Origin of the sequence: Nonomuraea sp. NPDC050227 (genome assembly GCF_044459705.1) — a bacterium.
Lineage (GTDB): Bacteria > Actinomycetota > Actinomycetes > Streptosporangiales > Streptosporangiaceae > Nonomuraea.
On record NZ_JBITJF010000010.1, the window covers coordinates 296913 to 323450 of the forward strand.

Here is a 26538-nt window from a genome sequence, read left to right on the forward strand (position 1 = left end):
GGTTCTCCTGGCTCAGGCCACGTCGGGGTGCACGCGGAAGCGGTCCCAGACCCGGTGCAGGGGCAGCAGGGCGAGCGCGTCGCGCAGCACCCCCTCGCCGTCCTGGCCGGTGACGACGCCCGGCGCCTGCGCGGGGATCCCCGCGGCCTGCAGCGCCTGCGCGGCCGTGCCCCAGCCGCCCACCGCCTTGGCGTGCCGGTACGCCTCGCCGACCAGGAGCAGCACGCGCGGGTCGACGGGGGTGCCGCCGTCGCCGGCCTTGGCGTCGCGGGCGCCGTACGCGTCGTCGCCCGGGGCGGGCGCCCCGGCCAGCAGCACGGCGTCGAACTCGACGGAGCGGGCCGTGGCGAAGGTGCGCTGGACGGCCAGCGTGCCGCCCAGCATGCCGCCCTTGGGCGCGATGACGAGCGGCGTCATCCCGCCGTCGAGCACGGCCTGGCGGACGGCGCCCACGACGCCGAGGTCGCTGGTCTCGTCCGCGACGATGCCGATGATCCGGCCGTCCAGCGGCCACTCCCGGCCGACCTGCGACAGCGCCGGGCTCGGCGCCGGGTCGGCGAGCGGCACGGTGGGCTCGGGGGCGGGCAGCCCGAGGCCGTCGGCGACCTCCCGGCACAGGACCGGGTCGATGTTGGCCAGCACCCGGAGCTGGCGTTCCTTGACCGCCTGCTCGTAACACATGCCCAGCTCGAAGGTGTAGGCGCTGATCAGGTGCTCGCGCTCGACCGGGGACAGGCTCAGCCAGAACAGCCGCGGCTGGCTGTAGTGGTCGGAGAAGGTCGCGGGCGCCTCGCGCACCTTGCGTCCGGCGACCTCCAGCGGCACCTCGACGTAGGCGCCCTGCTCGGCGCCGGCCTGGAAGGGGCAGCCGCCGTCCAGGGAGTTCGGCCGGTACGGGGCCACCCCGCGGTGGACGGCCGTCTGGTGGAAGCCGTCGCGCAGCATGTCGTTGACCGGCGCGTGCGGCCGGTTGATGGGGATCTGCGCGAAGTTCGGGCCGCCCAGGCGGGTGATCTGCGTGTCGAGGTAGGAGAACAGCCGCGCCGCCAGCAGCGGGTCGTCGGTGATGTCGATGCCCGGCACGAGGTGCCCGACGTGGAAGGCGACCTGCTCGGTCTCGGCGAAGAAGTTCGACGGGTTGGCGTTGAGCGTCATCAGGCCGACCGGGTGGACGGGGGCCAGCTCCTCGGGCACGATCTTCGTCGGGTCCAGCAGGTCGATGCCCTCGAACATCTGCTCCGGCGTGTCCGGGAAGACCTGGATGCCCAGCTCCCACTGCGGGTGCGCGCCGGCCTCGATGGCGTCGGCGAGGTCGCGCCGGTGGAAGTCGGGGTCGACGCCGCCGGCGATCTGGGCCTCCTCCCAGGTCAGCGAGTGCACGCCGAGCTTGGGCTTCCAGTGCCACTTGGCCAGCGTCGTCTCCCCCGCCGCGTTGACCAGGCGGAAGGTGTGCACGCCGAAGCCTTCCATCATGCGGAACGAGCGCGGGATGCCGCGGTCGGACATGTTCCACATCGTGTGGAAGGTGGCCTCGGTGTGCAGGGAGACGAAGTCCCAGAACGTGTCGTGCGCGCTCTGCGCCTGCGGGATCTCCCGGTCGGGATGCGGCTTGCCGGCGTGGATGACGTCGGGGAACTTGATGCCGTCCTGGATGAAGAAGACCGGGATGTTGTTGCCGACCAGGTCGAACACGCCCTCGGCGGTGTAGAACTTGGTGGCGAAGCCGCGGGTGTCGCGGACGGTGTCGGCCGAGCCGCGCGAGCCGAGCACGGTGGAGAAGCGGACGAAGACCTGGGTCCTGGCGCCCTCGGCGAGGAAGGCCGCCTTGGTGATGTTCGAGGCGGTGCCGTAGGCCTGGAACACGCCGTGGGCGGCGGCGCCGCGGGCGTGCACCACCCGCTCGGGGATGCGCTCGTGGTCGAAGTGCATGACCTTCTCGCGCAGGTGGTGGTCCTGCAGCAGCACCGGACCGCGCGGGCCGGCCTTCAGCGAGTGGTCGGTGTCGCGCAGCCGCACCCCCTGGGCGGTGGTCAGGTACTCGCCACCCTGGGCCATCTGGTCCTGCGAGGCGCCGGTCGGCTGCCCGGTGGGCGAGACGGTCTCGGGCCCGGTCTGGTCCGGCTTGGGCGGCAGCGGTTCCCGCGGTTCGGTCGGCTCCTCAAGCTGGGGCGGCAGGCTGCTGGGCACGCCGGGGATCTCGGCCTGCTGCGCGGCGTCGTGATCGGTGACGGCGCCGACGACCTTCTCCACGGCGGACTTGAGCGGGTGCGACTCGTTCATGCTTGGTTCCTTAGGAAGGGCCACAACGGATTGACCAGGTCTGGCGCCTCCCTACCCATGCTCAGCCGTATAACGCGAATAGTCGCACTTCAGGGCGGTTCGCGACCCCGCGCGAACCCGCTCGGAGCGCTTCCGGAGCAGCGCGGGACGCCGATCCGCTTTTCGCGTTCTTTGCCCTGCGTTGGGGTGTTCTTGGTTTGGCGGAGGCCGTCCGGGTAGCCACAGGCGGCATCAATCCCACGAGGAGGGCACCCATGAGTGAATACCCGACGGGGACCGGCCGGGAGGGAACGCTCCATCAGGGCAAGGCCGCCGCGCAGGAGGTCGCCGGGGCCGCCAGGGAGGCCGGCGTCCAGGTGGCCGGCGAGGCCAGGGCCCAGGCCAGGAACGCCGTCGACGAGCTGCGCGACCGGGTGCGCGCCCAGTCCGAGCAGCAGAGCCGGCGTGCCGCGCAGAGCCTGCGGGAGTGGTCGGAGGACCTGTCGGCCATGCACGAGCAGGCCAAGCCCGACTCGCCGGTGACCAACGTCGTACGCCAGGCCGCCGACCAGGGCCGGCGCGCGGCCGACTACCTCGACAGGCACGGCCTGGCCGGGGTGGTCGGCGAGGTGCAGAGCTTCGCCCGCCGCCGCCCGGCCGCGTTCCTGGCCGGCGCCCTGGCCGCGGGCTTCCTGGTGGGCCGCGTCATCAAGGCCTCCGGCGACAGCTCAGGGACGGCCTCCCAGCCCGCGGTCCCGCCGCCGCCCGCCGACCCCACCCTGCCGAGCGTCGAGCAACCCGGCACGGCGCCGCCGCAACCGCTGCACCGGCCGCTCGGCGACCCCCTCGGGCAGGACGACACCCGCCCGGTGCCGCCGCTCACCACGCCACCGGCCGCCCCCGCCGCTCCCGCCTACGGCGCCGGGAGTGACCTGCCATGACCGCGCAGCCCGAGGAACCGACGCTCGGCCAGCTGGTCGGCGAGATCGGCGAGGACATCTCCAAACTGTTCCGCCAGGAGGTGGAGCTGGCCAAGATCGAGCTCCGCCAGGAGGCGACCAAGGCGGGCAAGGCGGCCGGGATGCTCGGCGGCGCCGGCTTCGCCGGTTACATGATCGCGCTGCTGGTGACCCTGGCCGTCATGTTCGGCCTGGGCGAGGTGATGGGCCTGGGCTGGGCCGCGCTCGTTCTCGCGGTCGTCTGGGCGGTCATCGGCGGAGTGCTGTACGTCAACGGGCGCAACCGGCTGCGCGAGATCAACCCCAGCCCCGAGCAGACCATCGAGACGCTCAAGGAGGACGCGCAATGGGCACGCGACCTGAGGAAGTGAGAAACGAGATCGCCGCCACGAGGGCCGAACTCGCGGCCGACGTGGACCGGCTGGCCGACCGGACGAGCCCGGCGCGGATCGCGCGCCGCCGTACCGAACGGGTGCGGGAGGCGGCGCGATCGTTGCGGGAGCGGGTGATGGGAACCCCCTCCCATGCCGCGTCCCACGGCGCGTCCCATGCCGCCGGACGGGCGCGGCACGGCGTCGCCGCCACCGCCGGCTCGGTGGGCGAGGGGGCACACCAGGCCGGCCACGCGGTGCTGGAGGGCGCCCACCAGGCGGCCGGCACCGTGCGGCACGGCGCCCACGTGGCCGCCGAGACCGTACGGGCCGCGCCGGAGCAGGCCAGGCGGGGCACCCAGGGCAACCCCCTGGCGGCCGGGCTGATCGCCTTCGGCGCCGGTCTGCTGGCCGCCACGCTCATCCCCGCAACCGAGGCGGAGGAGCAGGCCGTCGGCCAGCTCCGCGAGCAGGTCGGCGACGTGCTGGAGCCGGTCGTGGAAGTCGGTCGCGAGTCGGCGCAGCAGCTCGGCCAGGACGCCAAGGAGCTGGCGGGGCAGGCCGTCCAGCAGGTGAAGGACAGCGCGTCGGAGGCGGCCGCCGCCACCGCCGACCAGGCCCGCGAGCAGGCCCGCCAGGTGGGCGGGCACCGCTAGACGCCCGCCCGGGACGTGCCCAGGCCCTCACAGCCGCGTCAGGCCGTGAGGGCCTGCGCCCTTGTCCGGCGGGTCACCTGGCGTCCCCGGCCTCCTCCGTGGCTCCGGTGTCCGGGGGCTCGAAGGCCAGGGGCAGGCACAGGCCGATCTGGGAGTAGATCTCCAGCTGGTCGTAGTAGAGGCGCTGGCTGGAGACGAGCCCGTCGCGCAGGTCCCAGAACCAGCAGGCCCGCACGGTGATCTGGCGGCCGGTCGCGGCCAGCACCTCGCCCCCGACCGTCAGGTAGGGGCCGGAGTGCGTCCCGGTCGCCGTCAGCTCGGTGGCGATCGTGTCGCCCAGGGCGACGGTCTCCCACAGCGTGAAGTGCAGGTCGGGAAAGCCGTCCCAGATCTGGGTGAAATAGGAGGCGATCTCCTCACGACCGCCCGCCTCCATCTCGGGGCTCACGACGACCGCGTCCGGCGCGTAGCACCGCGACACCGCCTCGACGTCGTGCGCGTTGGCGGCGCCGATCAGCCGGCGCACAATGTCGTCCGTCGGCGGCGGCACCTCTTCCATACCAGGGACCGTACCCGGACCAGGGCAGCGCACCGCCAAACGGTCGTCAGCAGCGGCTCATGGATGGGGGGTCGCCGCCGGGGCCGCGGGCGCGCGGAGGGTGCGCAGCTCGCCGAGCAGGTCGCGGATCAGCGCGGAGCCGGCCAGTTCGCGGGTGGTGACGTAGCCCACCCGGCGGCGGGGGGCGCCCTCGCCGAGCTCGGCCGTGGCGACCCTGGCCGGGGCGTCCACCGTGGACAGGCGGGGCACGATCGCCGCGCCGAGCCCGTGCCCGACCATCGACATGACGACGCCGTCGTCCTCGACCGTGATGTCGCCGGGCGGGATCCACTCCTGCGCGGCCAGCCAGCGCCGGGTCTCGCCCGAGCAGTTCTCGTGCCAGTCGATCATGGGGAGCGACCGCGGGTCCGGATGGCCCAGCGGATGGGCCAGCACGTACGGCTCCTCGTACAGCTCCTTGCAGACCAGGCCGTCCACGTACATCGGCAGGGTCAGGACTCCGACGTCGGCCCGGCCGTCGGCCACCTCGCCGGCGATGCCCCTGCCCAGGTCCGGCACGACGCGCACGTCCACGGTGACCTTGGGGTGCCGCCGGCCGAACCGGACCAGCACGCGCGGCAGCAGGTGGAAGGCGGCGCTGCGGAAGGCGGCCAGCCGGATGGTCCCGGTGGCCTCGCCGCGGGCGGCGGCGCGCGTGTCGGCCCGCATGACCTCCATGAGCCGCAGGATGTGCCGGGCGTGCCCGACCGCGGCCCGCCCCGCCGCGGTGGCCCGCGCGCCGGCGCGGCCCCGCTGGAACAGCACGGCTCCCATCTTCCGCTCGGCGGCGCGCAGGGCGTGCGAGACCGCCGACTGGGTCAGCCCCAGCCGTACGCCGGCCGCCGTGACGCTGCCCTCGCCGTCGACGGCGACCAGGACGCGGAGTTCCGCGGGGGTGAGATCGTCCACGGCGGCGACAACGGATGAAGACCTCTCACGCATTCCGCGACCGCTGAGGAAGGCCGCCGGTCCGGGCTACGCGATCAGCAGGCGGAGGCCGAGCTCGGCCTCGTCGAGTTCGAGCAGGTCCCGGTTGCGCGCGGCCCACCGGCCGGAGGCGAGGTCGGCACGCAGCTCGCGCACCGCGCGCCGCTCGACGTCCGGCCCGAGCCTGGCCCAGACCGACATCCCGCGGCGGACGTCCTCCTCCAGGTACGCCTCCGGCCGGCGCCAGAAGGCCTCGAACAGGCCGTCGGCGCAGTCCCACGGGATGGGCACGGGTTCCAGCCGGGCCCCGATCGCCGCCGCCAGCTCGGTCACCGAGGGCCGGCCTGCCACGAGGCCGGCGACCTCGGGCAGGTAGTCGCGGGACAGCCAGAACCGGTCGCGCCAGCCGGCGTCGCCGGTGTCGTGGGTGAACACCACCACGCGCCGGGCGACCCGCCGCATCTCGCGCAACCCGCCGAGCACGTCCGGCCAGTGGTGGACCGACGAGACGGCCATGGCGGCGTCGAAGGCCCCGTCGTCGAACGGCAGGCGCTCGGCGGACCCGGCCAGGCACGGCGCCGCCTCCGCCGGGCGCTGCGAGCGCATGAGCGCCGACGGCTCCACGGCCAGGACGTAACGATCGGGCGGCTCGTAGGACCCGGTGCCCGCGCCGACGTTCAGCACGGTCCGGGCGTCGCCGAGCGCGGCCCAGATGCGCTCGGCGATGCGCGGATCGGTGCGCCGCGTCGTGGTGTAGGCCGCTCCGATGGTGTCGTACAACGGCGCTCCGGACATTCGGCACCGCCTTCCCGGCCGTCACCGTCCGACGGGAGGCCGCTTGATCGTTGTTTTCGGATCGATCGGCAGGTGAAACCTCTTCACGGCCCTGGCTCGGACGTCTTCACAACCGCCGGACGCGCAACACGGCGGTCAGCATCGGCAGGGTGAACTCGCCGTCGGCGGTCTCGGGCCGGCCGGCGAGGTAGGCGCGGATCCGGCCGAGCCGGGCCGCGCGTTCCCCTTCGGGCATGACGAGCATGCCCGCCCTGGTCGCGAGCGTCTCGGCGAGGGAGTCGGCGGTGCGGCGCTGGCCGTGCGGGAACTGCTCCTGCTCCGGCGTCCCGAACCGCGGCTCGCCCGACCTGGGCAGGTGCATCCCGGCCGTCTCGGCGCGCCAGGCGGCGGGCGTGTCGCGCGGGCCGACCGCCTCGCCGCCGCCGGCCCGCGCGAGCCCGGCCACCCAGTCGACGCCGTCGTCGAGCACGTTCCACAGACCGGCCAGGACGCCGCCGGGAGCCAGGACCCTGGCGATCTCGGGCCCCGCGACGGCCATGTCGAACCAGTGCATGGCGTTGCCGGCCAGCACCGCGTCGACGGACGCGGCCGGCAGCGGGATCGCCTCGGCGCTGCCCGGCAGGGCGCGGACGTCCGGCAGCGCCCGGCGCAGCTCGGCCAGCATCGCCGGGTCGGGCTCGACCGCGACGACCTCGACGCCCAGCTCGACCAGCGTCGCGGTCAGCTTGCCGGTTCCCGCCCCGAGGTCGAGCACCCGAAGCCCGGGCGCCGCCTCCAGCGCCCACCGCACGGCGGCGTGCGCGTAGTCCGGCCGGTGCTCGGCGTAGGCGGCCGCCGCGGCTCCGAATGACGAGCTGTGACGTAGCCGTTCGTCCGGCTCCACGCGCTCTCCTTCCCCGCCCCGCCGCCCGGCGGAGCCCTGAGTCACCCGCATCCTAAGATCACCGATCCCGGAACGCGCGGCGGCGTCTAGGATCGGGCGGGATCGGTGGCGCCGGTGTAGGCGGGGACGGGCAGCGGGCGGTCGAGGAGGAAGGCGCGGATCAGGCCGCGGTAGAGGTCGGGACGGCCGTTGGCGATCGAGTGGCCGGCGCCCGGGACGTACACCAGGGTCGAGTCCGGCAGGGTGCGCCGGTAGTCGTAGGTGACCTCCCACTTCAGGTAGTCGCACTGCCCGCGCATGATGAGCACCGGCACCCGTACCCCGCGCAACCGGGGCCGCGGGTCGGGCACGGCGGCGGCGTCCTCGGCGGTGACCTGGTTGCTGTAGAAGCCGGGCAGGTTCCCGTGCACGGGGGCGGGTTTCGCGTCCGCGCAGCCCGTGGCGTCCTTGGCCACCAGCAGCAGCGCGCGCATCCGGGCGTCGGCCTCGGCGTCGGGCACCAGCGCCCGTGCCGCGGCCGGGTTCACCCCCAGGAGCAACGACTGGACCAGCATGCGCGGGGAGCTCGTCAGCGCGTCGGCCTGGGCCTGGAGGGGGGCGGGCAGGCCGTCCCACGGGCTGCCGACGCCGCCGGGGAAGGCGGGCTCCCAGATCGCGCCCGGCGAGGTGAGCACGGCCTTGGCCACCCGGTCGGGGTGGGCGGCGAGGTAGGCGGCCGACAGGGTGCCGCCCCACGACCTGCCCACCAGGACGATCTTCGGGGCGCCGATGGCCTGGCGGACGGCCTCCAGGTCGGCGACGTGGCGGGCGACCGTGTACCCGGACGGGTCGGCCAGCCGGGTCGAGCGGCCGGCGCCGAGCTGGTCGTAGGCGTAGACGTCGAACCCGGCGGCGGCCAGCTCCTCGCTGCCCTCCGGCAGCCCCTCCCCTGGCGTGCCCGGGCCGCCGTGCAGGAAGATCACGGGCGGGCGGCCGGCCGTGCCGGATCCGGCGAGCTTGACGTAGGCGAGCCGGGAGCCCGTCGGGAGCTGCCAGTACGCGACCCCGGCGGGCGTCGCGGCCGGCGGCGGGACGGGGAAGGGCCGGAAGGCCGCCAGCCCGGCGAGGGCGGTGACCGCCACGGTGTTCACCACCACGTAGGGCGGCACCAGCCGGGGCAGCCCCAGCAGGCGGAGCGCGGGACGTCCGAGCAGCCAGGAGACGGCGGCGACGGCGAGCACCCCCGCCCCCGCGAACAGCGGCACGGCGGCCGTCACGGCCGCCACGAGCAGGAAGACCAGAGCCCCGGCGGCGACCGCGGCGATCTCGGCGCCCACCAGCAGGATCGCGCCTGACACACGTTTCATGTGCCACAACGTTAGGAATGCGCGCGCCGCGTCTCCTCCTGCCGGCGACCGAACCGTGCCCCCGCCACGCGGCGGGGGTCAGCCGGCCCCGGGACGGATCAGGCCGGACTCGTAGGCGTGGATGGTCGCGTGCAGCCGGTCGCGCACGCCCAGCTTGGCCAGGATCGCCGCCACGTGATCCTTGACCGTGGCCGGGCTGAGCGCCAGGACGGCGGCGATCTCGGCGTTGGACAGCCCGCGCGCGACGTGCCCGAGCACCTCGCGCTCGCGGGCGGTGAGCCCGTCGGGCCGCGCGGGCGGGCCGGGGTCGGCGGCCGCGGCGAAGCGTTCGAGCAGCCGCCGGGTGATCACCGGGTCGAGCAGCGCGTCGCCGCGCGCGATCACCCGCACCGCGTCCACGACGCGCGCCGGCTCGGCGTCCTTGAGCAGGAACCCGGACGCGCCCGCGCGCAGCGCGCCGAACACGTACTCCTCCAGGCCGAACGTGGTCAGCACGACGATCCGGGTGCCCGGCGTGCCGGCGGTGATCCGGGCGGTGGCGGCGAGCCCGTCGAGGCCGGGCATCCGGACGTCCATGAGCGCCACGTCCGGGCGCAGCTCGGCGGCGAGCGCCACGGCGGACTCGCCGTCGGCCGCCTGCCCGACCACGTCGAGGTCGGGTTCGGCGGCCAGCACCGCGGCGATCCCGGCCCGGACCACCGCCTGGTCGTCGACGACGATCACCCTGATCATCCGGGCAACCATACCCGCACGTCGTCCGGGCCGCCGGTGGCCAGCGTCCCGCCGTACCCGTCGGCCAGGGTGTGCAGCCGGCGGCGGGCGCGCCGGGCCGCCGTGCCCTCGACGAGCACGCCGTCGGGCAGGTACGACACGGTGATCCGGTCCCCGGCCAGCTCCTCGACGGCCCGGAACACGCCGACCTCCAGCTCCGGCGTCAGGCCGCCGGGGTCGCCGAGGTGGCGGACGCCCGACTGCCGCCGGGCGGCCAGCAGCTCCAGCCCGGCGAGCGTCGGCGGCGGGCCGTCGGATCCGGCGGGGCGGCGCAGCTCGTCCAGCAGCCGCCGGAGCGCGTCGATCGCGGCGCGGGCGGCGTCGCGCACCGCCGCCAGGTCGCCCTTCCCGGCCGCCGCGACGACCGCGTCCGCGTGCCGGGCCGCCGTGCTGCGCAGGCCCTCGACGATCCGCTCGCGTTCGCCGCGCGCCACGTCCGCCAGCCGGCCGGCCAGCAGGTCGCGTTCGGCGGTCGCGGCCGCCCGCCGCCGCGCCCGCGCCCGGCCGACCAGGACGCCCGCCGCCCACGCCGGAGCCGACAGGAGCGCCACGGCCGTGGCGAGCACCGCCCAGGCGGCCGTCCGGTCGCCGGCGATGCCCGGCCCGAGGGCCAGCGCGAGGCCGCCCACCAGGCCGACGGCGAGGATCGCGAGCACGCCCCGGCGCCTGGGGTGGTGGGCGCCGAAGGCGTAGAGCTGGGCCAGCTCCACCCACCACGCCCAGAGGAACAGGTCGCCCGCGGGGGTCGCAGTCAGGCCCGCCATCGCCACCGGATGGATCGACAACATCGCGGCCAGGCTCCACGCGGGCCGCCGCACCCGCCACCACAGAGGCAGGGCGTGCAGGACGAAGAGGGGGCCGAGCACGAGGAACTCCCGCGGCGCCGGAGTGCCTCCCGGCAGCAGGCTCGCCCCCATCGTCAACGCGACGGCGAGCCCGGCCAGCGCCGCGTCCCAGGCCCGCCGCCCGCGCCACCACGCCCGCCGGAACGGGGGCGGCCCGGCGGGGGCGGGGAAGGCGGCCCGGACCGTCCAGCCGCCGGCGTCCGGGCCCGCCGTGAACGTGCCGCCGCAGGCCGCCACGGTCGTGGCCAGCCCGGACAGGCCGTGGCCGGTGCCCAGGTCGTCGTGCTTCCGCGCGCCGCCGGTGTCGCGCACCTCGACGGTCAGCCGGCCGGGTTCGCCGAGGACGGCGACGTCCACCCGGGCGCCGCCGGCGTACCGCGCGGCGTTGGTGAGGCCCTCCTGGACCACCCGGTAGGCGGCCGCCGCGACCTCGGGCGGCGCGGCGGCGGCCGTCCTGCGGTAGCCGACCCGGCCGAGGTCCGCGCCTGGCCCATGCCGGTCGGCGACCAGGGCGTCGATCGCCGGCAGGTCGCGGACGGCCTCCCGCGCGCCCGCCAGTTCGGCGCGGGCCAGGCGGGCGGCGTCCCCGGCGTGGCGCAGGGCGGACTCCCGCATCGCCGGGTCGGCCACGTGCAGCGCGGACGCCGCGGCCACCGCGATGCCGGTGAGCCGGTGGGCGGCGGTGTCGTGCAGTTCGGCGGCCATCCTGAGGCGCACGGCGTCCGCCACGGCCGCGGCCGCCCGCGATCGCGCCGCCCGGTGCGCGGCCAGGGCCGCCCGCCGCGTCCGGCCCCGCCGGTGCGCCCGCCCGAACGCCCAGACGACCGCGCCCACGCCGCCCGCCACCAGCGCCACGCCCGCCAGCGCCTGCGGCGGCCAGCCGCGGGCCGCCGCGACGGCCGTCGCCGCCGCCACCAGAGCCGCGGCGACCGCGATCGTGATCCCGGCCGTGCCGCGGACGGCCGCGCCGTACAGGAGGGCCACGCCGACGAGCGCGCACCACAGCAGAACGGATGTCACGGCGTCAGGCTAGCTTCCGCGGATCGGCCGCGATCCTGGCCGACCGGCGGATGAGCCACCCGTCGCTGGACGGGTCGGCGTTCCGCAGGGACCTCGCGCGGATCGTCGGCCGCGACTAGCGGCGCACCTTGTACCGCAGGTGCAGCACCCCCTCGCCCTGGACGACCACGTGCGGGTCCGCCAGGAGGTGCTGCCCGGCGACGCGGCCGAAGTAGGGCTTGCCGGAGCCGAACACCACCGGCACGACGTCCATCGCCACCTCGTCCACGAGACCGGCCGCGAGCAGCTGGCCGCCGACGTCGCCGGCGTTCACGCTGACGACCCGGTCCCCGGCGAGCTCCTGGGCCCGGGCGACGGCGGCCGTCACGTCGGCGGCGAAATGGTAGGACGCCTCGGGGTGCCAGCCCTCGGGCTTGGGCCGGTGAGACACCACGACCACGTGCTCCCCCGCGGGCGGCCGTCCTTCCCAGCCGTTCACCAGGTCGAACAGGGTGCGGCCCATGATGATCACGCCGACCGACTCCCAGATCGGCCGGACGTACTCCGCCGACGCCTTGGAGACCCTGAAGCGGCCGCCCGCGCCGGAATGGTCGTAGTCCGGGTCGTCGCCCAGCGTGAGCGGGGTGTCGCCGTTCCAGTACCAGTCGTGGAGGGGGCCGACGTCGTCGTTGCCGTCGGCGATGAAGCCGTCCACCGACACCGCGCTGTTCATGATCACTGCGCCCACAGGGTCTCCTCGGTCCTCGTCAGAAGTACGCCTGCGATCCTGCCGTCCCGGAGGGCTGCCGGGCTTGTAGAAAATCAATCGGCGGGCATCGGGCCGCCGTCCGGCGGGAAGCCCGGCTCGGCGGGGAAGCGGCGCCGCAGGGCCAGGTACTCGGTCGGGGTGTGGCCGGTGAAGTCCTTGAACTCCCTGCTGAAGTGGGCCTGGTCGAAGTAGCCCGCCGTGTGGGCGAGCGCCGTCCAGTCGACCGGGCGCGACGCGTCCACCGACAGGATCAGCCGGGCGAAGCGGTAGATCCGGGCCACCCGCTTCGGGGTGACGCCGACATGGGACTTGAACTGCGCGGCCAGGTGGTTGCCGCTCACCCCGGCGGCGTCGGCCAGCGCGCCGACCGGGACCGCGCCGTACGTGGCCGCCAGGCGGCCGCCCGCGTGCCGGACCAGGTCGAGATTGCGCGACGCCGTCCCCGCGAACCGCGCCCGCAGCTCCTCCTCCACCACCCGCAGGACGCCGGCGGCCGAGGCGAGGTCGCCGGCCCGGTCGCGGATCCGGCCCAGGGACCGCTGCCAGAGGGCGTCGGCCGGCACCCACCGGTCGCGCAGCTCGCCCGCCGGCACGCCGACGAACGGCGTCATCCCCCACGGCTTGAAGTGCACCCCGACCAGCCGCACCCGGGCGGGGTACTCGTAGCGGAACCGCCTGGTCCACATCCCCATGAACCAGCCGTCGGCGAACACCGCCGGCGGCACGGAAGGGTCGGAGTCCCACAGGCGGGCGGGGTCGCCCAGGTTGACGAACAGGTGTCCCGACGGCATCGGCGGGACGTTCATCAGCCGGTGTCGCGGCACCCCGGTCAGGCAGTAGATGTCGTCGATGAACCGGTCGAGCGGCGGCGCGGGCACCCGTCCGACGTATTCCATGGGACCAGTGTGGCCGAGGTGATCGGGGCCCTGCACCGAATCTTCACCTCGGGTGTGCATCGGCCGCAAACCGGTCTGCTTCGATGTCGGCGTGACCGATCGGAGCAGGCCGTCGTCCGGGGCCAGGGGTGTTCGCTGGGCCTTCGGCTCCGCGTTCCCGGCCGTCGCCGCGATCGCGTGCGCGACCGCGGGCACCTGGTACGAGGTCTCCTTGGTGGCGCACGCGCACGTCTACTGCGCGGGTGACCTGAGCGCGGGTGAGGGCTTCGCCGGCGCCGTCTGGGTGCTGAGCAGGTTCGTGCTCTTCCCGGCCGTGTCGGTCGGGTCGGCGCTGCTGTCCCTGCCGGTCCAGTTGCTCTCGCGGTTGCCGTGGGCCGCCCGGCGGCTGTGGCCGCAGCTCCTTCTCGTCCTGCCCTGGTGGCCTGCGTGGTTGCTCACGTAGGGACGGTCTCCGGGGCTCGGCGGGCCGGGCCGCGCGCCTAGGGTAGGGGCTTGTGCTCTACGGCAGATCTGCGGAAATCAGCGTTCTCGACGAGGTGATCGCGCGCGCCCGCGACGGCGCCGGCGGCGCGGTGGTGTTGCGCGGCGAGGCGGGGGCGGGCAAGACGGCCCTGCTCGACGCGGCGGCCGCGCGCGGCGGCGCGATGCGGGTGTTGCGGCTCACCGGCGTCGAGTCGGAGTCCGACCTGGCGTTCGCGGCGCTGCATCAGCTTCTGTGGCCGGTGGCCGGTTCGCCCGGCGTGCTCGACGCGCTGCCCGAGCCGCAGCGCCTCGCCGTCCGCGCGCCCCTGGGGCTGGCGGCCGGGGGCGCCGGTGACCGGTTCCTGCTGGCGGCCGGCGTGCTCTCGCTGCTGGTCGAGGCCGCCGCGCCGGACGGGCTGGTCTGCGTGGTGGACGACTTCCAGTGGGTCGACCGGGCCTCGGCCGACGCGCTGCTGTTCGCCGCCAGGCGGCTCGCGACCGAACGCGTCGCGATGCTGCTCGCGGTGCGCGGGGACGCCGCGGTCAAGGGCGTGCCGCTGACGGTGGAGGTGCGCGGCCTGGCCGAGGCCGCCGCGGACGAGCTGCTGTCCTCCCGCCACGGCGCGCTGCCCACCCAGGTGCGGCGCGAGCTGGTCACGTTGACCGGCGCGAACCCGCTCGCCCTGCGCGAGATCGCCGCCCGTCTGACGCCCGCCCAGCTCGCCGGACGCGAACCGCTGCCCGACCCGCTGCCCGGCGGCGCCCGGCTGTTCGGCGACCGGGTGGCCGCGTTGTCCGCCGCCGCCCGGCTGGCCGCCCTGGTCGCCGCCGTCGAGGGCGACCTCGACGTGGTCCTGCGCGCCACCGGCCGGCTCCTCGCCGAACGCGCGGGCCGACCCGGCACGCGGGACGGCCACCCCGCGCCGGCCTCCACGGAGACATCGGCCTCCGCGAAGACATCGGCTTCCACGGAGGCGAAGTCTGAGGCGCGGGCGAGATCTGAGGCGGAGGCGAAGTCTGCGGCGGAGGCGGAGGCGAAGTCTGCGGCGGAGGCGGAGGCGGAGGCCGGGCGGGCGGCGTTGGCCGAGCTGGAGGAGGGCGGGCTGGCGGAGGTGTCGGGCGCCGGCGTGCGCTTCCGCCACCCGCTGATCCGTTCCGCGGTGCACGAGGCGGCCGCTCCGGCCGAGGTGCGCCGGGCGCACGCCGTCCTGGCGGAGCTGACCGCCGACGACCGCCGCGCCTGGCACCTGGCCGGAGCCGCCCTGGGCCAGGACGAGGAGGTCGCCGCCGCGCTGGTGGCCGCCGCCGGCCGGGCCCGCGACCGCGGCGGGTACGGCGCCGCCGCCACCGCCCTGGCCAGAGCCGCCGAGCTGACCCCCGAGCCGCGCGAACGGGCCGTCCGGCTGAAGGACGCCGCCGTCGCGGCCTGGCTCGGCGGCCGTCCCGGCCAGGCGGAGTCGCTGCTGGCCGAGGCGCGCGAACGGGCCGGCGGCGACGTCGCCGTGACCATGGAGATCGCCCAGCTCCGCGGCCGGTTCGAGCTGAACTCGGGCAACGCCGCCGAGGCCGTGCGGATCCTGGCGGCGGGCGACAGCCTGGACATGCTGGCCGACGCCTCCGAGGCGGCCGCGTACGTCGGCGACACCGCGATGATCGTCGAGCTCGGCCGCCGGGCCGCCGCGCACCCGGAGGGTTTCCTGCGGGACACGGTGGCCGGCATCGGCCTGACCCTGGGCGGCGACGCCGCCGGGCCCGGACTGCTGCGCCGGGCGCTGGCGCGGGCCGGTGAGCTGGCGGACCCGGCGGGCCACCTGTGGGCGGCGGCCGCGGCCAGCCAGCTCGGCGAGACGGACCTGGCCGCCGAGCTCAGCGACCGGGCCGGGCAGGTGGCCAGGGTGTCGGGCATGGCGGGGCAGTTGCCGGTCGTGCTGGAGTTCGTGGCGACCGCCGAACGGCTGGCCGGGCGGCTGGCGCGCAGCCAGGCCCTCTCGGAGGAGGGCCTGGAGCTGGCCCGCGAGGCCGGTTACGAGAACACGGTGGCCGCGCACCTGGCCAACCTGGCGGTCGTGGCGGCGCTGCGCGGCGAGGAGGAGGACTGCGAGCGGCAGGCCCGCGCGGCGCTGGCCATCGCCGTCCCCCATCGGGTGGGGCTGCGCGCGGGGGTGGCGGCGTACGCGCGGGCGATGCTCGACCTGTGCCTGGGCCGGCACGCGGCGGCGCGCGACCGGTTCGCGGCCATCGCCGCGGCCGGGCCGGGCACCGGGCATCCGGCGGTCGTCTGGCGGACGACCCCCGACCGCGTCGAGGCCGCCGTCGGAGCGGGCGACGAGGCGGGCGCGCGGGCGGCGCTGGAGGCGTACGAACGGGGGTCGCGGCACGCGGCGACGCCCGAGGCACGCGCGTTGCTGGCGCGCTGCCGGGGCCTGGCCGAAGCGCGCGAGGACGCCTTCGACGAGGCGCTGCGGCTGCACACCAACCCCTTCGAGGCGGCCAGGACGGCCCTGCTGCTGGGTGAGCGGTTGCGTCGCGGGCAACGTCCCGGCGAGGCGCGGGCGCATCTGCGGATGGCGTGGGAGACGTTCGAACGGGCGGGCGCGCGGCCGTGGGCGCGGCGCGCGCAGGAGGAGCTGCGGGCCGCGGGCGAGAGCGGGCAGGCGCCGCCCGCGGCCGTGCTCGACGCGCTGACCCCGCAGGAGTTGCGCATCGCGGGCCTGGTCGCCGACGGGTTGTCGAGCAAGCAGATCGCCGCCCAGCTCTTCCTGAGCCCGCGGACGGTCGAGTACCACCTGTACAAGATCTATCCGAAGCTCGGCATCGGCTCCCGTACTGATCTGGCGCGGCTAGTAGTTCTACAGAAGGCGCCCGTAGCCGGGCCGGGCAAGCTGTGAGGCATGCAAAACGTGAACATCTGGAGTGAAGAGTTCGGCGCCGCCACCGACGAGCCGATCCTGCTGATCATGGGTTCGATGTCGCAGGGCGTCCTGTGGCCGGACGAGTTCGTCGGGCTGCTGACCGCGGGCGGCCGCCGGGTGATCCGGTACGACCACCGTGACACCGGCATGTCGGACACGGTCGACTTCGCGGCGCACCCGTACACGTGGGACGACATCAAGGACGACGTCTACCGGGTGATGGACGCGCACGGCCTGGACAGCGCGCATCTGGTCTGCCACTCGGCGGGCGGGCTGCTGGGGCAGTTCGTCGCGGTGGAGCGGCCGGAGCGGGTGCGGTCGCTGACGGTCATCGGCTCCTCGCCGCTGGGCGGCGGCGAGGGGCAGGTCATCATGCGGGCGCTGCTGGGCCAGCCGCAGCCGGAGGGCAGCCTGCCGGTGCCGCTGCCGGAGTTCGTGGCCTTCTACCAGACCCTGATCGCGTCGCCGCCGCCGCAGGACCGGCGGGCGGCGATCGAGGGCATGATCGCCGAGCAGCGTCTGCTGCACGGGACCGGGCTGCCGTTCGACGAGGACGCGGCGCGCCGGTTGCAGGAGCGCATCTACGACCGGGCGCGCGACCTGTCGGCGACGGTCAACCATCGGCTGGCGGCGGGCGCCAAGCCCGATTTCGAGCCGGTGGGCGTGCTGCACCAGGTCAAGGCGCCGACGCTGGTGATCGAGGGCACCCACGAGGTGGCCAAGCCAGGTCATGGCGCGCTCATCGCCGAGCAGGTGCCGGGGGCGCGGCTGATGATGGTGGAGGGCCTGGGGCACACGCTGCCGCCGGAGGTGCACGAAGAACTGGCCACCGCCGTCCTCGCGCACACGACCCCTGGCGACCGCTGACCGGCGAACTCGCCGATATGCCCGACACTTGGTCGATGATCAGCATCCCGCCGCGTACGGCCACCGACGCCTACTTCGCCGAGAGGGACGGGTCGAGGCGTCTCGACATCGTCTTCGACATCGACCTCGGGGAGCTGGTGGAGGGCCACCACGTGGTGGCCCGCGGGCTGGAGCTGTCGGAGGCCGGCGGGCTGCTGCACTACGAGTTCGTCCCGGGGGTTCGGGACGAGGAGGCGGACAGCAAGGGGTCGTTCTTCTGGTACTGGATGCTGTCCGCCGAGGACGACCTCGGCACCGACTACGCCGGCCACAACAACGGCGGCTTCGACCGGAAGGGCGTCAGGGCCGTGCACGGGAGTCGCCAGCTCGGCGGGGTGGTCCCGCGCTCGGCCCGCCGGCTGAGCGTCAGTTTCGAACCCGCCTGGGGATGGACGCCGCCGGGGCCGTGGTGCCGGCGGCTGGACGTCGCGTTGCCGGACGGTCCCGTCACGGAGGTGTGGAGGGGCCGGCGCGAGGCCGGCTGACCCCGCCGGCCCGTCGGTGGAGGGGTTTCGGATGCCCTGAACTGCTCGTTTTCCGTCCGTAAAGAGATTTAGTACGGTAGGGCCTCCGCGTTACAGCTGTGGCAGAAGCAGGCCCCTGGTACGAGAGGTACGCCGTTTGAGCGACGAGTTCGGGCTGACAGTCGAAGCGTTGGCCAGGGAGTACAACCGGCAGGCCCGCGAGTTGCGGACGGCGTACGGCAAGCTGTCGGAGCTGGTGGCGACCGCGCAGAGCCGCGACGGCCTGGTCAGCGTGACGGTGGGGCCGCGCGGTCAGGTGCAGGACATCGCGCTGGACCCCCGGGTGTACCGCAGGCTCGCGCCGTCGCAGCTCGCCCGCTCGATCATGGAGCAGATCGGCGCCGCCACCGAGCAGGTGGCGGACCGGACGAAGGAGCTCATGACGCCGTTCATGCCGCAGGGGCTGCCTCTGGAGGAGGTGCTGGGCGAGGGGGCGGGCATCGAGTCGTTCCTGCCGAAGCCCGTGCGGCTTCCGCCGGAGGACGGCGCGGCGCATGAGTGACACCCGCGGCCAGGGATACAAGGCGGTCTTCAGCGGTCTGCGGCAGCGTTCCGCGCAGGCCGACGCCAGCGCCACCGCCCTGCGGGACCTGTACAGCGCGCTGGGCGCCGTCTTCTACCGCGAGGGCAACCCGCTGGGCGACGACCACTACGGCAGGGAGCTGGAGAAGAACCAGTACAGGATCGAGAGCACCGTCCTGCTCGCCTTCGACGCCTACATCCAGGCGGTGGAGAACGTGCGGGACGGGCTCCGGGGCAACGCGAGGAACTACGAGGACGCTGAAGGCCCGGACACCCAGGGCGCCGGGTATCAGGCCCCGCCCCTCGACGGCCAGGCGCCGTCTCCGCCGAGTCTGCCGGGGATGTGAGCCTCCTTGGGGTTCGACGGTTTCCTCGTCCCTGACTGGGCGAAGCCGTTCATCGGCTACGCCGTCGGCATGGACTGGCCCGAAGGTGACGAGGACGGCTGTTTCCGGCTCGCCGACGCGTGCGCGTCCACCGCGCGGGGCGTCCTGGAGGCGCGGGGCGTGGCGGTCTACACCCGGCTGGGCGACGACTGGGACGGCGACGCGCTGCGGGAGTTCGTCAGGTACGTCCAGGAGGGGCCCGATCAGATGCTGGCCGAGCTCGTCAAGGAGCTCGTCTCGGCCGCCCTGCACTACAACGATCTCGGCGTCCAGGTGCAGTACACCAAGCGGATGATCGAGGTCTCGGTCTGGTTCCTGATCCTGCAGCTCATCTGGCTGCTGGCCGCGGCGGCCGGCCCCTGGGGACCGGCCGCGATGGCCTTGGCCGGCTCGCGGATCCAGCTCACCCGGCTGGCCATCGCCCAGCTCGGCAAACGGCTGCTGATCAACATCGGGCTGTTCGGCGGCCTGATGGGCGGCATGGACCTCGGGGTGCAGGCCACGCAGTCCCGGCGCGATCACGTGGACTGGGACCAGGTCATGACGTCGGCCGGCACGGGCGCCCTCCTGGGCGCCTTCCTGACGGGCTTCACGGGCATCCTGCCCCCTCGGTCGATGCTCGGGTTGATGGGCCGTTCGGGCCTGGCCGGCATGGCCACGGACGTGACCACGCAGGTCTACAGCGGGCAGCCGTTCGACCCGGACAGGCTGCTCAAGAGCCTCACCTCCGGCGTGCTGGGCGGCGCGGACGCGCACTGGGCGAGCTGGAGCCCGGGAGCGCACGTCAAGCCCGACGCCGGCCCGCCGGTGAACTCCCCAGTGAATTCAGCGGTGAATTCGGCGGTGAAGTCCGGCGTGGACCCGGGTTCCGCCGCCACGCTTCCCCCCGAGTGGCTGAACAGCGCGTACCACTCCTACGACCACCAGCCCACGTCGTCGTCGTACTACGCGGACGGTTCGGCGGGGCTTCCGTCCGGGCACTGGCCGGAGAGCACCGCGCTGGCCGGCGCGGCCGCCAAGCAGGACCCGTCCTTCGGCGGCGGGCACGACTTCGACGCCCTCCTCAACGACGTGCGGGCCGCGGACGGGCCCGCCGCCTCCCACGCGGGCGGGGGCGTCCTGCCCGGCGGCGCCGCCAAGCCGCAGGGACCGTTCCGGATCCTGGAGAACCCCGGCAAGTCCGGCGACGGCTACGTGAGCGGCGGCCAATGGGGCAAGTACGGCGCGGCGGGCGTGCTGATCCGGGGCATCGACCCGCACGGCGAGCCGCGTTACCTGCTCATGCAGCAGAGCGAGCTGGTCTCCAACGCCGGCAAGTGGCAGCTGCCGGGCGGCGCGCTCGACAGCCTGGAGAGCCCCGTGCACGGCGCGGCCCGGGAGATCAGCGAGGAGCTGGGCGTCGACCAGGTCTACCTGGACGAGCTGCGGCTCAAGGGCGAGCACGCCGTGCACGTCGGGGACGACAGCTGGACGTACACCAACCTGGCCGCCGACGGGCCGATGTTCGCTCCGAAGCTCGACACGTTCGAGACCAGCGGCGCCCAGTGGTTCACGCTGAAAGAGCTCACCTCGATGGCGAACGCGGACAAGCTGCATCCCGCCCTGGCCAAGGCCCTGCCGGACATCCTGGGCCTCTACCACCAGGACGCGGGACCGTCCGCCGCCCCGCCGAAGGACCACTACACCGCGCCGGACACGGCCGGCCGGGTCAAGCCCCCGGTGGACTTCGACGCGCGCTCCGGCGACCTGTCCCCGTCCGCCCTGCCCCACGGCAAGGGCGGCGCGCCGCCCGCGTACTCGGGGCTGGTCGCCGACGGGCCGAACCCGTCGCTGGGGCAGACGATCCGCCGTACCGAATCGGGTCTGTACTACACCGCGCCCGCGCCGCACGTCCCCGTGGACGCGCCCTTCGGCTCCCGTGTGGTCTCGCCCTCGTTCGGCGAGGCCGTCTGGTCGGACGTGGCCGCCGGGCTGTCCGAAGCCAAGCGCACGGCGGCCAAGGAGTACTCCGAGGGCGGCTACCTGGGGATGAACGACTACCTGCGGTACGGCGACTCCTCCATCGAGGGCCTGACGCCCGAGGAGGTCGCCAAGAACAAGGCACGTATCATCGCGGAGATCGAGCTGCTGCAGGAGATCATGGAATACCGGCCGGTCCCCGAGACGATCGACGTGTTCCGGACGCTGCGGCTGACCCCGAAATTGTTCACCGTGCCCGTCCAGGAGCTGGCGGGAACCGTGCAACGAGACCCCGCCTTCTTCTCGACGAGCATCGGCGACGGGCCCGCCTCCCCCGGGGCCGGGCACGTGGAACTGCACCTGCGCGTGCCCGAAGGCACCCCCGCCTTCTACCTGGACCTGATCAGCCGGCACCAGGAGAGGGAGATGCTCCTGGGCACCGGCGTATCGTGGTACGCCGAGGACGTGCAGCGGAAGGACGGCCGATGGCTCGTCTACGCCTGGGTGCTGCCGCCGGAGGCCGGCGGCTGACGGGAAGGACGAAGAGGTGTCGCTGAAGGACCAGCCCGAGTTCCGGACCGTCCACGCCCCGGACTCCTACGCCCGCACGACGACGGCCGCGGTCCGCTACGTCCCGGTGCTCAAGGACGGCGCCGTGATCGGCTACCTGTGGGCCGCCGCCACGGACGACGCGGCCCAGTACGTGCCGCGCGAGCAGGCCGGTGACGCCGCCTTCGACGCCGCCGTGGTCTGGACCCGGCGGCTGCGCTGGGCCAAGGCCAACGGCGTCGCCCCGCTGGAGGCGCTGCGGCACTGGGCGGGCGAGGCCGAGGACGCGCGCGCCGGCCAGGTTCCGGTGCGGCAGCCGTTCGAGCTGCCGTCCCTGCGCGCGTTGGAGGAGCTGGCCGCGGCCGCGTGACGTCCCGCCGCGGGGCCGCCCGCGGACCGGGCCTCACCGAGCAGGCGCCGCGGGAGCGCCGGCGGGCAGGGCGCGGCGCGCCAGCGTGACGTAGAAGTCCGTCCCCGTCCGCAGGACGGCGTCGTTGAAGTCGTACTCCCTGCTGTGCAGCGGGTCGCCGCCCCGGCCGGGTTCGGTGCCGTTGCCGAGGAAGGCGAAGCAGGCCGGCACGGCCCCGGCGAACACGCCGAAGTCCTCGCTCGGCATGACGGGCGCGCAGTCGGGGTCGACGCCGTCCTCGCCGGCGACCGCGACGGCCGCCTCGACCGCCGCGGCGACGCAGGCGGGGTCGTTGACGGTCGGCGCGAACTCGTGGGTGTAGGTGACGGCGCACGTCGCGCCGTGGGCGGCGCCGATGCCCTCGCAGAGCCGCCGGATCCGGTCCTCCAGGAGCGCGGCGACGGCGGGGGCGAAGCTGCGGGTGTCCCCTCTGATGACGACCTCGCCGGGGATGGCGTTGCGCGCGCCGTCGGTGCTGATGTCGGTGCAGGACACCACGGCGGGCAGCGCGGGGTCGACGTTGCGGGCGACGACCGTCTGCAGGGCCAGGACGATCTCCGCGGCCACCACGATCGGGTCGACGACCATGTGCGGGCGGGCGGCGTGCCCGCCGCGGCCCCGGATGCGGATCTCGAAGTTGTCCTCGCCGGCCATGATGCTCCCGGCGCGGGTCAGGAAGTGGCCGGCGGGGACGCCGGGCCAGTTGTGCAGTCCGTACATGGCCTGGACGGGGAAGCGGGCGAGCAGGCCGTCGTCGAGCATGGCCCGCGCGCCGCGGCCGGGCTCCTCGGCGGGCTGGAAGACGAACCGGACGGTTCCCTCGAAGCCGCCCTCGGCGGCCAGGACGGCGGCGGCGCCGAGCAGCATCGCCATGTGCCCGTCGTGGCCGCAGGCGTGCATGAAGCCGGGGTTGCGGGAGACGTGGGCGTGCGTGCCCGGCTCGTCGAGCGGCAGGCAGTCCATGTCGGCCCGCAGCCCGACGGCCCGGCCGGCGCCGCCCCTGGTCAGGGAGGCGACGACGCCGGTGCCGCCGACGCCGGTGACGACGTCGAGGCCCGCCGCCTCCAGCGCCGCGGCGAGGTAGGCGCTGGTCGCGTGCTCGGCGAAGGCGGGCTCGGGCCGCCGGTGCAGGTCGTGCCGCCAGGCGCGCAGCCGGGAGTCGAGGTCGGTCACGAGCGGGTCCTTCCGTGCCGGTGGGGCACCATGATGGACGCGTCCGGCCGCCCGATCAATGCGGGGCGGGCCGCAGGTGCTCGTCGAGCCAGTTCAGCACCTTGGAGACGAGGCTGATGCGGTTGGCGCGGTTGCGGATCTCGTGGCCTTCGTCCTCGAAGAGCAGCAGGTCGCAGGGCACGCCGCGGGCGCGGGCCGCCCCGAACGCCTGCCGGGCCTCGTGCACCGGCACGTTGGTGTCCTGGGTCCCGTGCACGACCAGGAGCGGGGCGGCCAGCCGGTCGAAGGCGCGCAGCGGGGACAGGGCGTGCAGCAGGTCGCGGTCCGCCTCCGGGTGCCCGTACTCGGACACCGCGGCGGAGGCGATCCACGGTTCGGTACGGGCGTAGAAGGTGGCGAAATCGGCGATGCCGCTCATGTTCACGCCCGCGCGGAAGAGGTGCGGATGGGTGACGAGGGCGGCCAGGGTCAGGTAGCCGCCGTACGACCAGCCCATGCAGGCGAGCCTGGACGGGTCCGCCGCGCCCGTCCGCACCAGCGCGGCGGCGCAGTCGGCGACGTCCTCGACCGCGCGGAAGCGCAGCGCCAGGTCGTCGGCCTGGCGGAAGGCCCGCCCGTACCCGCCCGAACCGCGCACGTTGGGCGCCAGCACCCCGATCCCGGCGGCCAGGAGGTTCTGGTAGAGCGGGTTGAAGGTGGGGCGTTCCTGGTCCTCCGGCCCTCCGTGCAGCGACACCACGAACGGCGCGGGCCCGTGGACGTGCGCCGGACGGTAGAGCCAGGCGGCCAGCTCCAGCCCGTCGCGGGCGGGGAAGCGCAGCAGCTCGGCGCCGGTGGCGACCGGGAGCCGCCCGGCCCCGGCGGCGTACCGGTACGTCCCGGAGGTCAGGTCGCACAGCAGCACGTGCGAGGGCTCCTCGGGCCCCTCGGCGGCGAGCACCGCCGTGCGGCCGTCCCAGGCGACCCGAACCGAGGTGACCACGTCGGCGGGCGGCGGCGGCAGCGGCCGGACGTGCGCGGCGGGCAGTTCCACGACGTCCAGCGCCGAGCGGCCGTGCTCGTTCCACAGCAGGACGCCGCGGCGGCCGTCGGCGCTGAGCGCGAACCGGTCCAGCTCGGCGTCCGGCCGCTCGGCCAGCACGACGGGATAGGCGTTGCGCCGCACCGCCAGCAGCGCGGCCCGGTCGCGGCCCGCGTCCGACACCAGGTAGGCGATCTCCCCGTCGGGCGACAGGACCCCCTGGTCGGTCGAGCCGGGCAGACCGGGCAGCAGGTCGCGCTCGCCGCCCGGCGGGTGACCCGGGACGGCGTCGGCCGCGTACATCCGGCGCAGGCCGCGCGGCCCGCGCCGGAGCAGCATGCGCGCGTGGTCGCGGCTGACCGCGGCCGGCCACAGCAGCTCGCCTGCGGCGATGACCTGGCGGGCGCCGGTGACGGCGTCGGCCAGCTCGGCCCTGGTCAGGCCGGCGGCGGAGGTCTCGGCCACCAGGACGGACTCGCCCCGGCCGGTCCAGCGGACGAGCGCGGCCGACCCGTGCGGCGGGACGGCGAGCGGCCGCAGCTCGCCGCCGTGCGGGCGCACGGTCCACACCTGCGTGTGCTCGCCGCCGCCCGGCGCCACCAGGACCGCCAGGTGCTCCCCCGTGGGCCCCCAGCTCACGTCCACGACCGGGTGGTGGCCGGTGTCGACCGGCCACGCGTCCAGATCCGCGCCGAGCGGCTGGACCCACACCCGGGGCACGCCGTCCTGGTCGCCGACGAAGGCCACGGCGCTGTTGTCGGGCGCCAGCGCGGGCCGGCGGCAGTTCCAGGCGCGCAGCGCGGCGGCCGACGGCAGGTGCGACAGGTCGCCGAGGATGTCCGGCATCACATCTGGTGGGCCTGGAGCCACAGTTCGAGCAGGCCGATCTGCCACAGCGTGTTGACGCCGGTCGTCGCCCTGTCGGACTCGGGGTCGGCCAGCAGCCGCCGCACGAACTCCGGACGGAACAGGCCCCGCGCGCGGGCGGCCCCGCTGGTGAGGGCGTCCCGGACGAGGTCGAGCAGGGCCCCTTCGACGTGCCGGACGGCGGGCACCGGGAAGTAGCCCTTCGGCCGGTCGACGATCCGCGCGGGCAGCAGCCGGCGGGCGGCGTCCTTGAGCACGCCCTTGCCGCCGTGGGCCAGTTTGAGCCCGTCGGGGCAGGCGGCGGCCAGCTCGACCAGGTCGTGGTCGAGGAACGGCGTGCGGGCCTCCAGCCCGTGGGCCATGGTCATGTTGTCGACGCGTTTGACCGGGTCGTCGATCAGCATGGCCGTGGTCTCCAGGCGCAGCACGGCGTCGAGCGCGGTGTCGGCGCCCGGCCGCGCCACGTGCTCCCGGACGAAGTCGCCGCTGACGTCCCGGTCCAGCAGGTAGCCGGGGGCCAGGACGCCGGACAGCTCCTGGTGCGGGCGGTCGGCGAACTCCCTGCAGTAGACCTCGGCCGCCCGCTCGCGCGGCACGCCCGCCAGCGGCGGGAACCAGCTGTAACCGGCGAACACCTCGTCGGCGCCCTGGCCCGACTGCACGACCTTCACGTGCCGGGCGACCTCCTGCGACAGCAGGTAGAAGGCGACGCAGTCGTGGCTGGCCATCGGCTCGCTCATGGCGCCCACCGCGCGTTCCAGCCCGTCCAGCAGGCGGTCGCCGGGGATCCGGATGCGGTGGTGGTCGGTGCCGAACCGGCCGGCGACCAGGTCGGAGTAGGCGAACTCGTCCCCCTGCTCGCCGCCGGCCGCCTCGAAGCCGATGCTGAACGTGGTCAGGCCGCTCTGCCCCTCCTCGGCCAGCAGCGCCACGATGAGGCTGGAGTCCAGGCCGCCGGAGAGCAGCACGCCGACCGGCACGTCGGCGACCATCCGGCGGCGCACCGCCGTGCGCAGGGCGTCCAGGGTGGCCCGGCGCCACTCCTGCTCGCTCAGCCCCGCGTGCTCGGGCATCGCGGAGCGGGTGTAGGGCGGGTCCCAGTAGCGGTGGTCGGTGCTCGTGCCGTCCGCCTCGACGACCCGCACGGTGGCCGCCGGCAGCTTGCGCACGCCCGCGAGGATCGTGCGCTCGCCGGGCACGAGCGAGTGGAAGGTCATGTAGTGGTGCAGCGCCACCCGGTCGATGCCGGTGTCCAGGCCGCCGCCCGCGGCCAGGGCGGGCAGCGTCGAGGCGAAGCGCAGGCGGCGGGCGTCGTGGCTGACGTACATGGGCTTGATGCCGAGCCGGTCGCGGCCGAGCACCAGCCGGCCGCTGTCCCGCTCGTGGATCGCGAAGGCGAACATGCCCTTGAAGTGGCCGACGCACCCGGCGCCCCACCGGTGGTACGCCTTGAGCAGCACCTCGGTGTCGGAGGTGGAGTAGAACCGGTAGCCCGCGCCGCGCAACTCCTCGCGCAGCTCGCGGTAGTTGTACAGGCAGCCATTGAACACCACCGCCAGGCCGAGCCCGGCGTCCACCATCGGCTGGGCCGCCTTCTCCGACAGGTCGATGATCTTGAGCCGCCGGTGGCCCATCGCGACGGCCCCCTGCGCCCACAGGCCGGAGCCGTCCGGCCCGCGGTCGTGCATGGCGTCGGTCATCCGGCCCACCGCGCCGATGTCGGCCTCCGCGCCGTCGAACCTGAACTCGCCGCTCAGCCCGCACATGCCAGCAC

The 26538-nt window shown here is 75.0% G+C and carries 25 protein-coding genes; 12 read left to right on the plus strand and 13 right to left on the minus strand.

Translation table 11 applies throughout. The features are described from left to right. Positions 1-12: 12 nt before the first annotated feature. Positions 13-2280 carry a catalase gene (locus tag ACIBK9_RS34890; RefSeq protein ID WP_397162871.1) on the minus strand — a complete coding sequence of 756 codons (2268 nt, stop codon included), beginning with the start codon at positions 2278-2280 and terminating at the stop codon, positions 13-15. 254 nt (positions 2281-2534) lie between these two features. On the opposite strand from ACIBK9_RS34890, the gene ACIBK9_RS34895 reads away from it, so the two are divergent. From ACIBK9_RS34895 to ACIBK9_RS34905, 3 genes are read left to right on the plus strand one after another with little or no spacing between them, the layout of a single operon-like run. Continuing rightward, positions 2535-3200 carry a hypothetical protein gene (locus ACIBK9_RS34895; protein ID WP_397162872.1) on the plus strand — a complete coding sequence of 222 codons (666 nt, stop codon included), beginning with the start codon at positions 2535-2537 and terminating at the stop codon, positions 3198-3200. After that, positions 3197-3589: a phage holin family protein gene (locus ACIBK9_RS34900; RefSeq protein WP_397162874.1), complete on the plus strand. Its 393-nt coding sequence runs from the start codon at positions 3197-3199 to the stop codon at positions 3587-3589. Before ACIBK9_RS34895 ends, ACIBK9_RS34900 begins: the two co-directional genes overlap by 4 nt. Then, a complete protein-coding gene (locus ACIBK9_RS34905) occupies positions 3586-4245 on the plus strand; it encodes a DUF3618 domain-containing protein (protein ID WP_397162875.1) in 660 nt (219 codons plus the stop codon). Before ACIBK9_RS34900 ends, ACIBK9_RS34905 begins: the two co-directional genes overlap by 4 nt. Positions 4246-4318: 73 nt before the next feature. Here the strand turns inward: ACIBK9_RS34905 and ACIBK9_RS34910 are convergent, their stop codons facing one another. From ACIBK9_RS34910 to ACIBK9_RS34940, 7 genes are all read right to left on the minus strand, one after another. Then, positions 4319-4804 carry an ester cyclase gene (locus ACIBK9_RS34910; RefSeq protein WP_397162877.1) on the minus strand — a complete coding sequence of 162 codons (486 nt, stop codon included), beginning with the start codon at positions 4802-4804 and terminating at the stop codon, positions 4319-4321. Between the two features lie 57 nt (positions 4805-4861). Continuing rightward, the gene (locus ACIBK9_RS34915; protein WP_397162878.1) at positions 4862-5752 is read right to left on the minus strand and encodes a LysR family transcriptional regulator; all 891 of its coding nucleotides are present in this window, start codon (positions 5750-5752) and stop codon (positions 4862-4864) included. A 66-nt stretch (positions 5753-5818) separates the two neighbouring features. Next, complete coding sequence (locus ACIBK9_RS34920) at positions 5819-6550, minus strand: class I SAM-dependent methyltransferase (RefSeq protein ID WP_397162880.1); 732 nt, start codon at positions 6548-6550, stop codon at positions 5819-5821. Between the two features lie 121 nt (positions 6551-6671). Next, positions 6672-7448: a class I SAM-dependent methyltransferase gene (locus ACIBK9_RS34925; protein ID WP_397162881.1), complete on the minus strand. Its 777-nt coding sequence runs from the start codon at positions 7446-7448 to the stop codon at positions 6672-6674. Positions 7449-7534: 86 nt separating this feature from the next. After that, complete coding sequence (locus ACIBK9_RS34930; protein WP_397162883.1) at positions 7535-8794, minus strand: alpha/beta hydrolase; 1260 nt, start codon at positions 8792-8794, stop codon at positions 7535-7537. 78 nt (positions 8795-8872) lie between these two features. Beyond that, on the minus strand, positions 8873-9526 hold the full coding sequence (locus tag ACIBK9_RS34935) for a response regulator (RefSeq protein WP_397162885.1): 654 nt from the start codon (positions 9524-9526) through the stop codon (positions 8873-8875). Beyond that, positions 9523-11430, minus strand: coding sequence for a sensor histidine kinase (locus tag ACIBK9_RS34940; RefSeq protein WP_397162887.1), 1908 nt, complete (start codon positions 11428-11430; stop codon positions 9523-9525). The genes ACIBK9_RS34935 and ACIBK9_RS34940 overlap by 4 nt, the downstream gene beginning before the upstream one ends. Between ACIBK9_RS34940 and ACIBK9_RS34945 the strand changes: the two genes are divergently transcribed. Then, positions 11424-11549 (plus strand): hypothetical protein, encoded by a 126-nt coding sequence (locus ACIBK9_RS34945; protein ID WP_397162889.1) that lies wholly within the window; start codon positions 11424-11426, stop codon positions 11547-11549. The two genes, ACIBK9_RS34940 and ACIBK9_RS34945, sit on opposite strands and share 7 nt — an antisense overlap. Here the strand turns inward: ACIBK9_RS34945 and ACIBK9_RS34950 are convergent. After that, complete coding sequence (locus tag ACIBK9_RS34950; protein ID WP_358296868.1) at positions 11546-12157, minus strand: dihydrofolate reductase family protein; 612 nt, start codon at positions 12155-12157, stop codon at positions 11546-11548. The genes ACIBK9_RS34945 and ACIBK9_RS34950 overlap by 4 nt on opposite strands. Before the next feature lie 74 nt (positions 12158-12231). After that, positions 12232-13074 carry a helix-turn-helix domain-containing protein gene (locus ACIBK9_RS34955; RefSeq protein ID WP_397162891.1) on the minus strand — a complete coding sequence of 281 codons (843 nt, stop codon included), beginning with the start codon at positions 13072-13074 and terminating at the stop codon, positions 12232-12234. A 91-nt stretch (positions 13075-13165) separates the two neighbouring features. On the opposite strand from ACIBK9_RS34955, the gene ACIBK9_RS34960 reads away from it, so the two are divergent. From ACIBK9_RS34960 to ACIBK9_RS34995, 8 genes are all read left to right on the plus strand, one after another. Then, positions 13166-13516, plus strand: coding sequence for a hypothetical protein (locus ACIBK9_RS34960; protein ID WP_397162893.1), 351 nt, complete (start codon positions 13166-13168; stop codon positions 13514-13516). Between the two features lie 52 nt (positions 13517-13568). Beyond that, positions 13569-16424, plus strand: coding sequence for a LuxR C-terminal-related transcriptional regulator (locus ACIBK9_RS34965; RefSeq protein WP_397162895.1), 2856 nt, complete (start codon positions 13569-13571; stop codon positions 16422-16424). 3 nt (positions 16425-16427) lie between these two features. Beyond that, positions 16428-17315 (plus strand): alpha/beta hydrolase, encoded by an 888-nt coding sequence (locus tag ACIBK9_RS34970; RefSeq protein ID WP_397162896.1) that lies wholly within the window; start codon positions 16428-16430, stop codon positions 17313-17315. A 35-nt stretch (positions 17316-17350) separates the two neighbouring features. Then, positions 17351-17839: a hypothetical protein gene (locus ACIBK9_RS34975; protein ID WP_397162897.1), complete on the plus strand. Its 489-nt coding sequence runs from the start codon at positions 17351-17353 to the stop codon at positions 17837-17839. A 136-nt stretch (positions 17840-17975) separates the two neighbouring features. Beyond that, positions 17976-18380 carry a YbaB/EbfC family nucleoid-associated protein gene (locus ACIBK9_RS34980; protein WP_397162898.1) on the plus strand — a complete coding sequence of 135 codons (405 nt, stop codon included), beginning with the start codon at positions 17976-17978 and terminating at the stop codon, positions 18378-18380. Then, a complete protein-coding gene (locus ACIBK9_RS34985; RefSeq protein WP_397162899.1) occupies positions 18373-18747 on the plus strand; it encodes a hypothetical protein in 375 nt (124 codons plus the stop codon). Before ACIBK9_RS34980 ends, ACIBK9_RS34985 begins: the two co-directional genes overlap by 8 nt. Positions 18748-18753: 6 nt before the next feature. After that, the gene (locus tag ACIBK9_RS34990; protein WP_397162901.1) at positions 18754-21276 is read left to right on the plus strand and encodes an ADP-ribosyltransferase; all 2523 of its coding nucleotides are present in this window, start codon (positions 18754-18756) and stop codon (positions 21274-21276) included. A gap of 16 nt (positions 21277-21292) precedes the next feature. Next, a complete protein-coding gene (locus ACIBK9_RS34995; protein WP_397162902.1) occupies positions 21293-21664 on the plus strand; it encodes a hypothetical protein in 372 nt (123 codons plus the stop codon). A gap of 33 nt (positions 21665-21697) precedes the next feature. Here the strand turns inward: ACIBK9_RS34995 and ACIBK9_RS35000 are convergent, their stop codons facing one another. Genes ACIBK9_RS35000 through ACIBK9_RS35010 form a run of 3 tightly spaced genes read right to left on the minus strand, consistent with a single transcriptional unit; the run spans position 21698 to position 26530 of the window. Beyond that, positions 21698-22876: an amidohydrolase gene (locus ACIBK9_RS35000; RefSeq protein ID WP_397162904.1), complete on the minus strand. Its 1179-nt coding sequence runs from the start codon at positions 22874-22876 to the stop codon at positions 21698-21700. Positions 22877-22931: 55 nt separating this feature from the next. Beyond that, complete coding sequence (locus tag ACIBK9_RS35005) at positions 22932-24743, minus strand: S9 family peptidase (protein WP_397162905.1); 1812 nt, start codon at positions 24741-24743, stop codon at positions 22932-22934. Then, positions 24743-26530: an N-acetylglutaminylglutamine amidotransferase gene (locus ACIBK9_RS35010; RefSeq protein WP_397162907.1), complete on the minus strand. Its 1788-nt coding sequence runs from the start codon at positions 26528-26530 to the stop codon at positions 24743-24745. The genes ACIBK9_RS35005 and ACIBK9_RS35010 overlap by 1 nt, the downstream gene beginning before the upstream one ends. Positions 26531-26538 lie beyond the last annotated feature (8 nt).

Coding starts and splice junctions, on each gene's coding strand:
- ACIBK9_RS34890 (WP_397162871.1), bottom strand. CDS start 2,280: ATGAACGAGTCGCACCCGCTCAAGTCCGCCGTGGAGAAGGTCGTCGGC.
- ACIBK9_RS34895 (WP_397162872.1), top strand. CDS start 2,535: ATGAGTGAATACCCGACGGGGACCGGCCGGGAGGGAACGCTCCATCAG.
- ACIBK9_RS34900 (WP_397162874.1), top strand. CDS start 3,197: ATGACCGCGCAGCCCGAGGAACCGACGCTCGGCCAGCTGGTCGGCGAG.
- ACIBK9_RS34910 (WP_397162877.1), bottom strand. CDS start 4,804: ATGGAAGAGGTGCCGCCGCCGACGGACGACATTGTGCGCCGGCTGATC.
- ACIBK9_RS34930 (WP_397162883.1), bottom strand. CDS start 8,794: ATGAAACGTGTGTCAGGCGCGATCCTGCTGGTGGGCGCCGAGATCGCC.
- ACIBK9_RS34935 (WP_397162885.1), bottom strand. CDS start 9,526: ATGATCAGGGTGATCGTCGTCGACGACCAGGCGGTGGTCCGGGCCGGG.
- ACIBK9_RS34945 (WP_397162889.1), top strand. CDS start 11,424: ATGTCACGGCGTCAGGCTAGCTTCCGCGGATCGGCCGCGATCCTGGCC.
- ACIBK9_RS34955 (WP_397162891.1), bottom strand. CDS start 13,074: ATGGAATACGTCGGACGGGTGCCCGCGCCGCCGCTCGACCGGTTCATC.
- ACIBK9_RS34970 (WP_397162896.1), top strand. CDS start 16,428: ATGCAAAACGTGAACATCTGGAGTGAAGAGTTCGGCGCCGCCACCGAC.
- ACIBK9_RS34975 (WP_397162897.1), top strand. CDS start 17,351: ATGATCAGCATCCCGCCGCGTACGGCCACCGACGCCTACTTCGCCGAG.
- ACIBK9_RS34985 (WP_397162899.1), top strand. CDS start 18,373: ATGAGTGACACCCGCGGCCAGGGATACAAGGCGGTCTTCAGCGGTCTG.
- ACIBK9_RS35005 (WP_397162905.1), bottom strand. CDS start 24,743: ATGCCGGACATCCTCGGCGACCTGTCGCACCTGCCGTCGGCCGCCGCG.
- ACIBK9_RS35010 (WP_397162907.1), bottom strand. CDS start 26,530: ATGTGCGGGCTGAGCGGCGAGTTCAGGTTCGACGGCGCGGAGGCCGAC.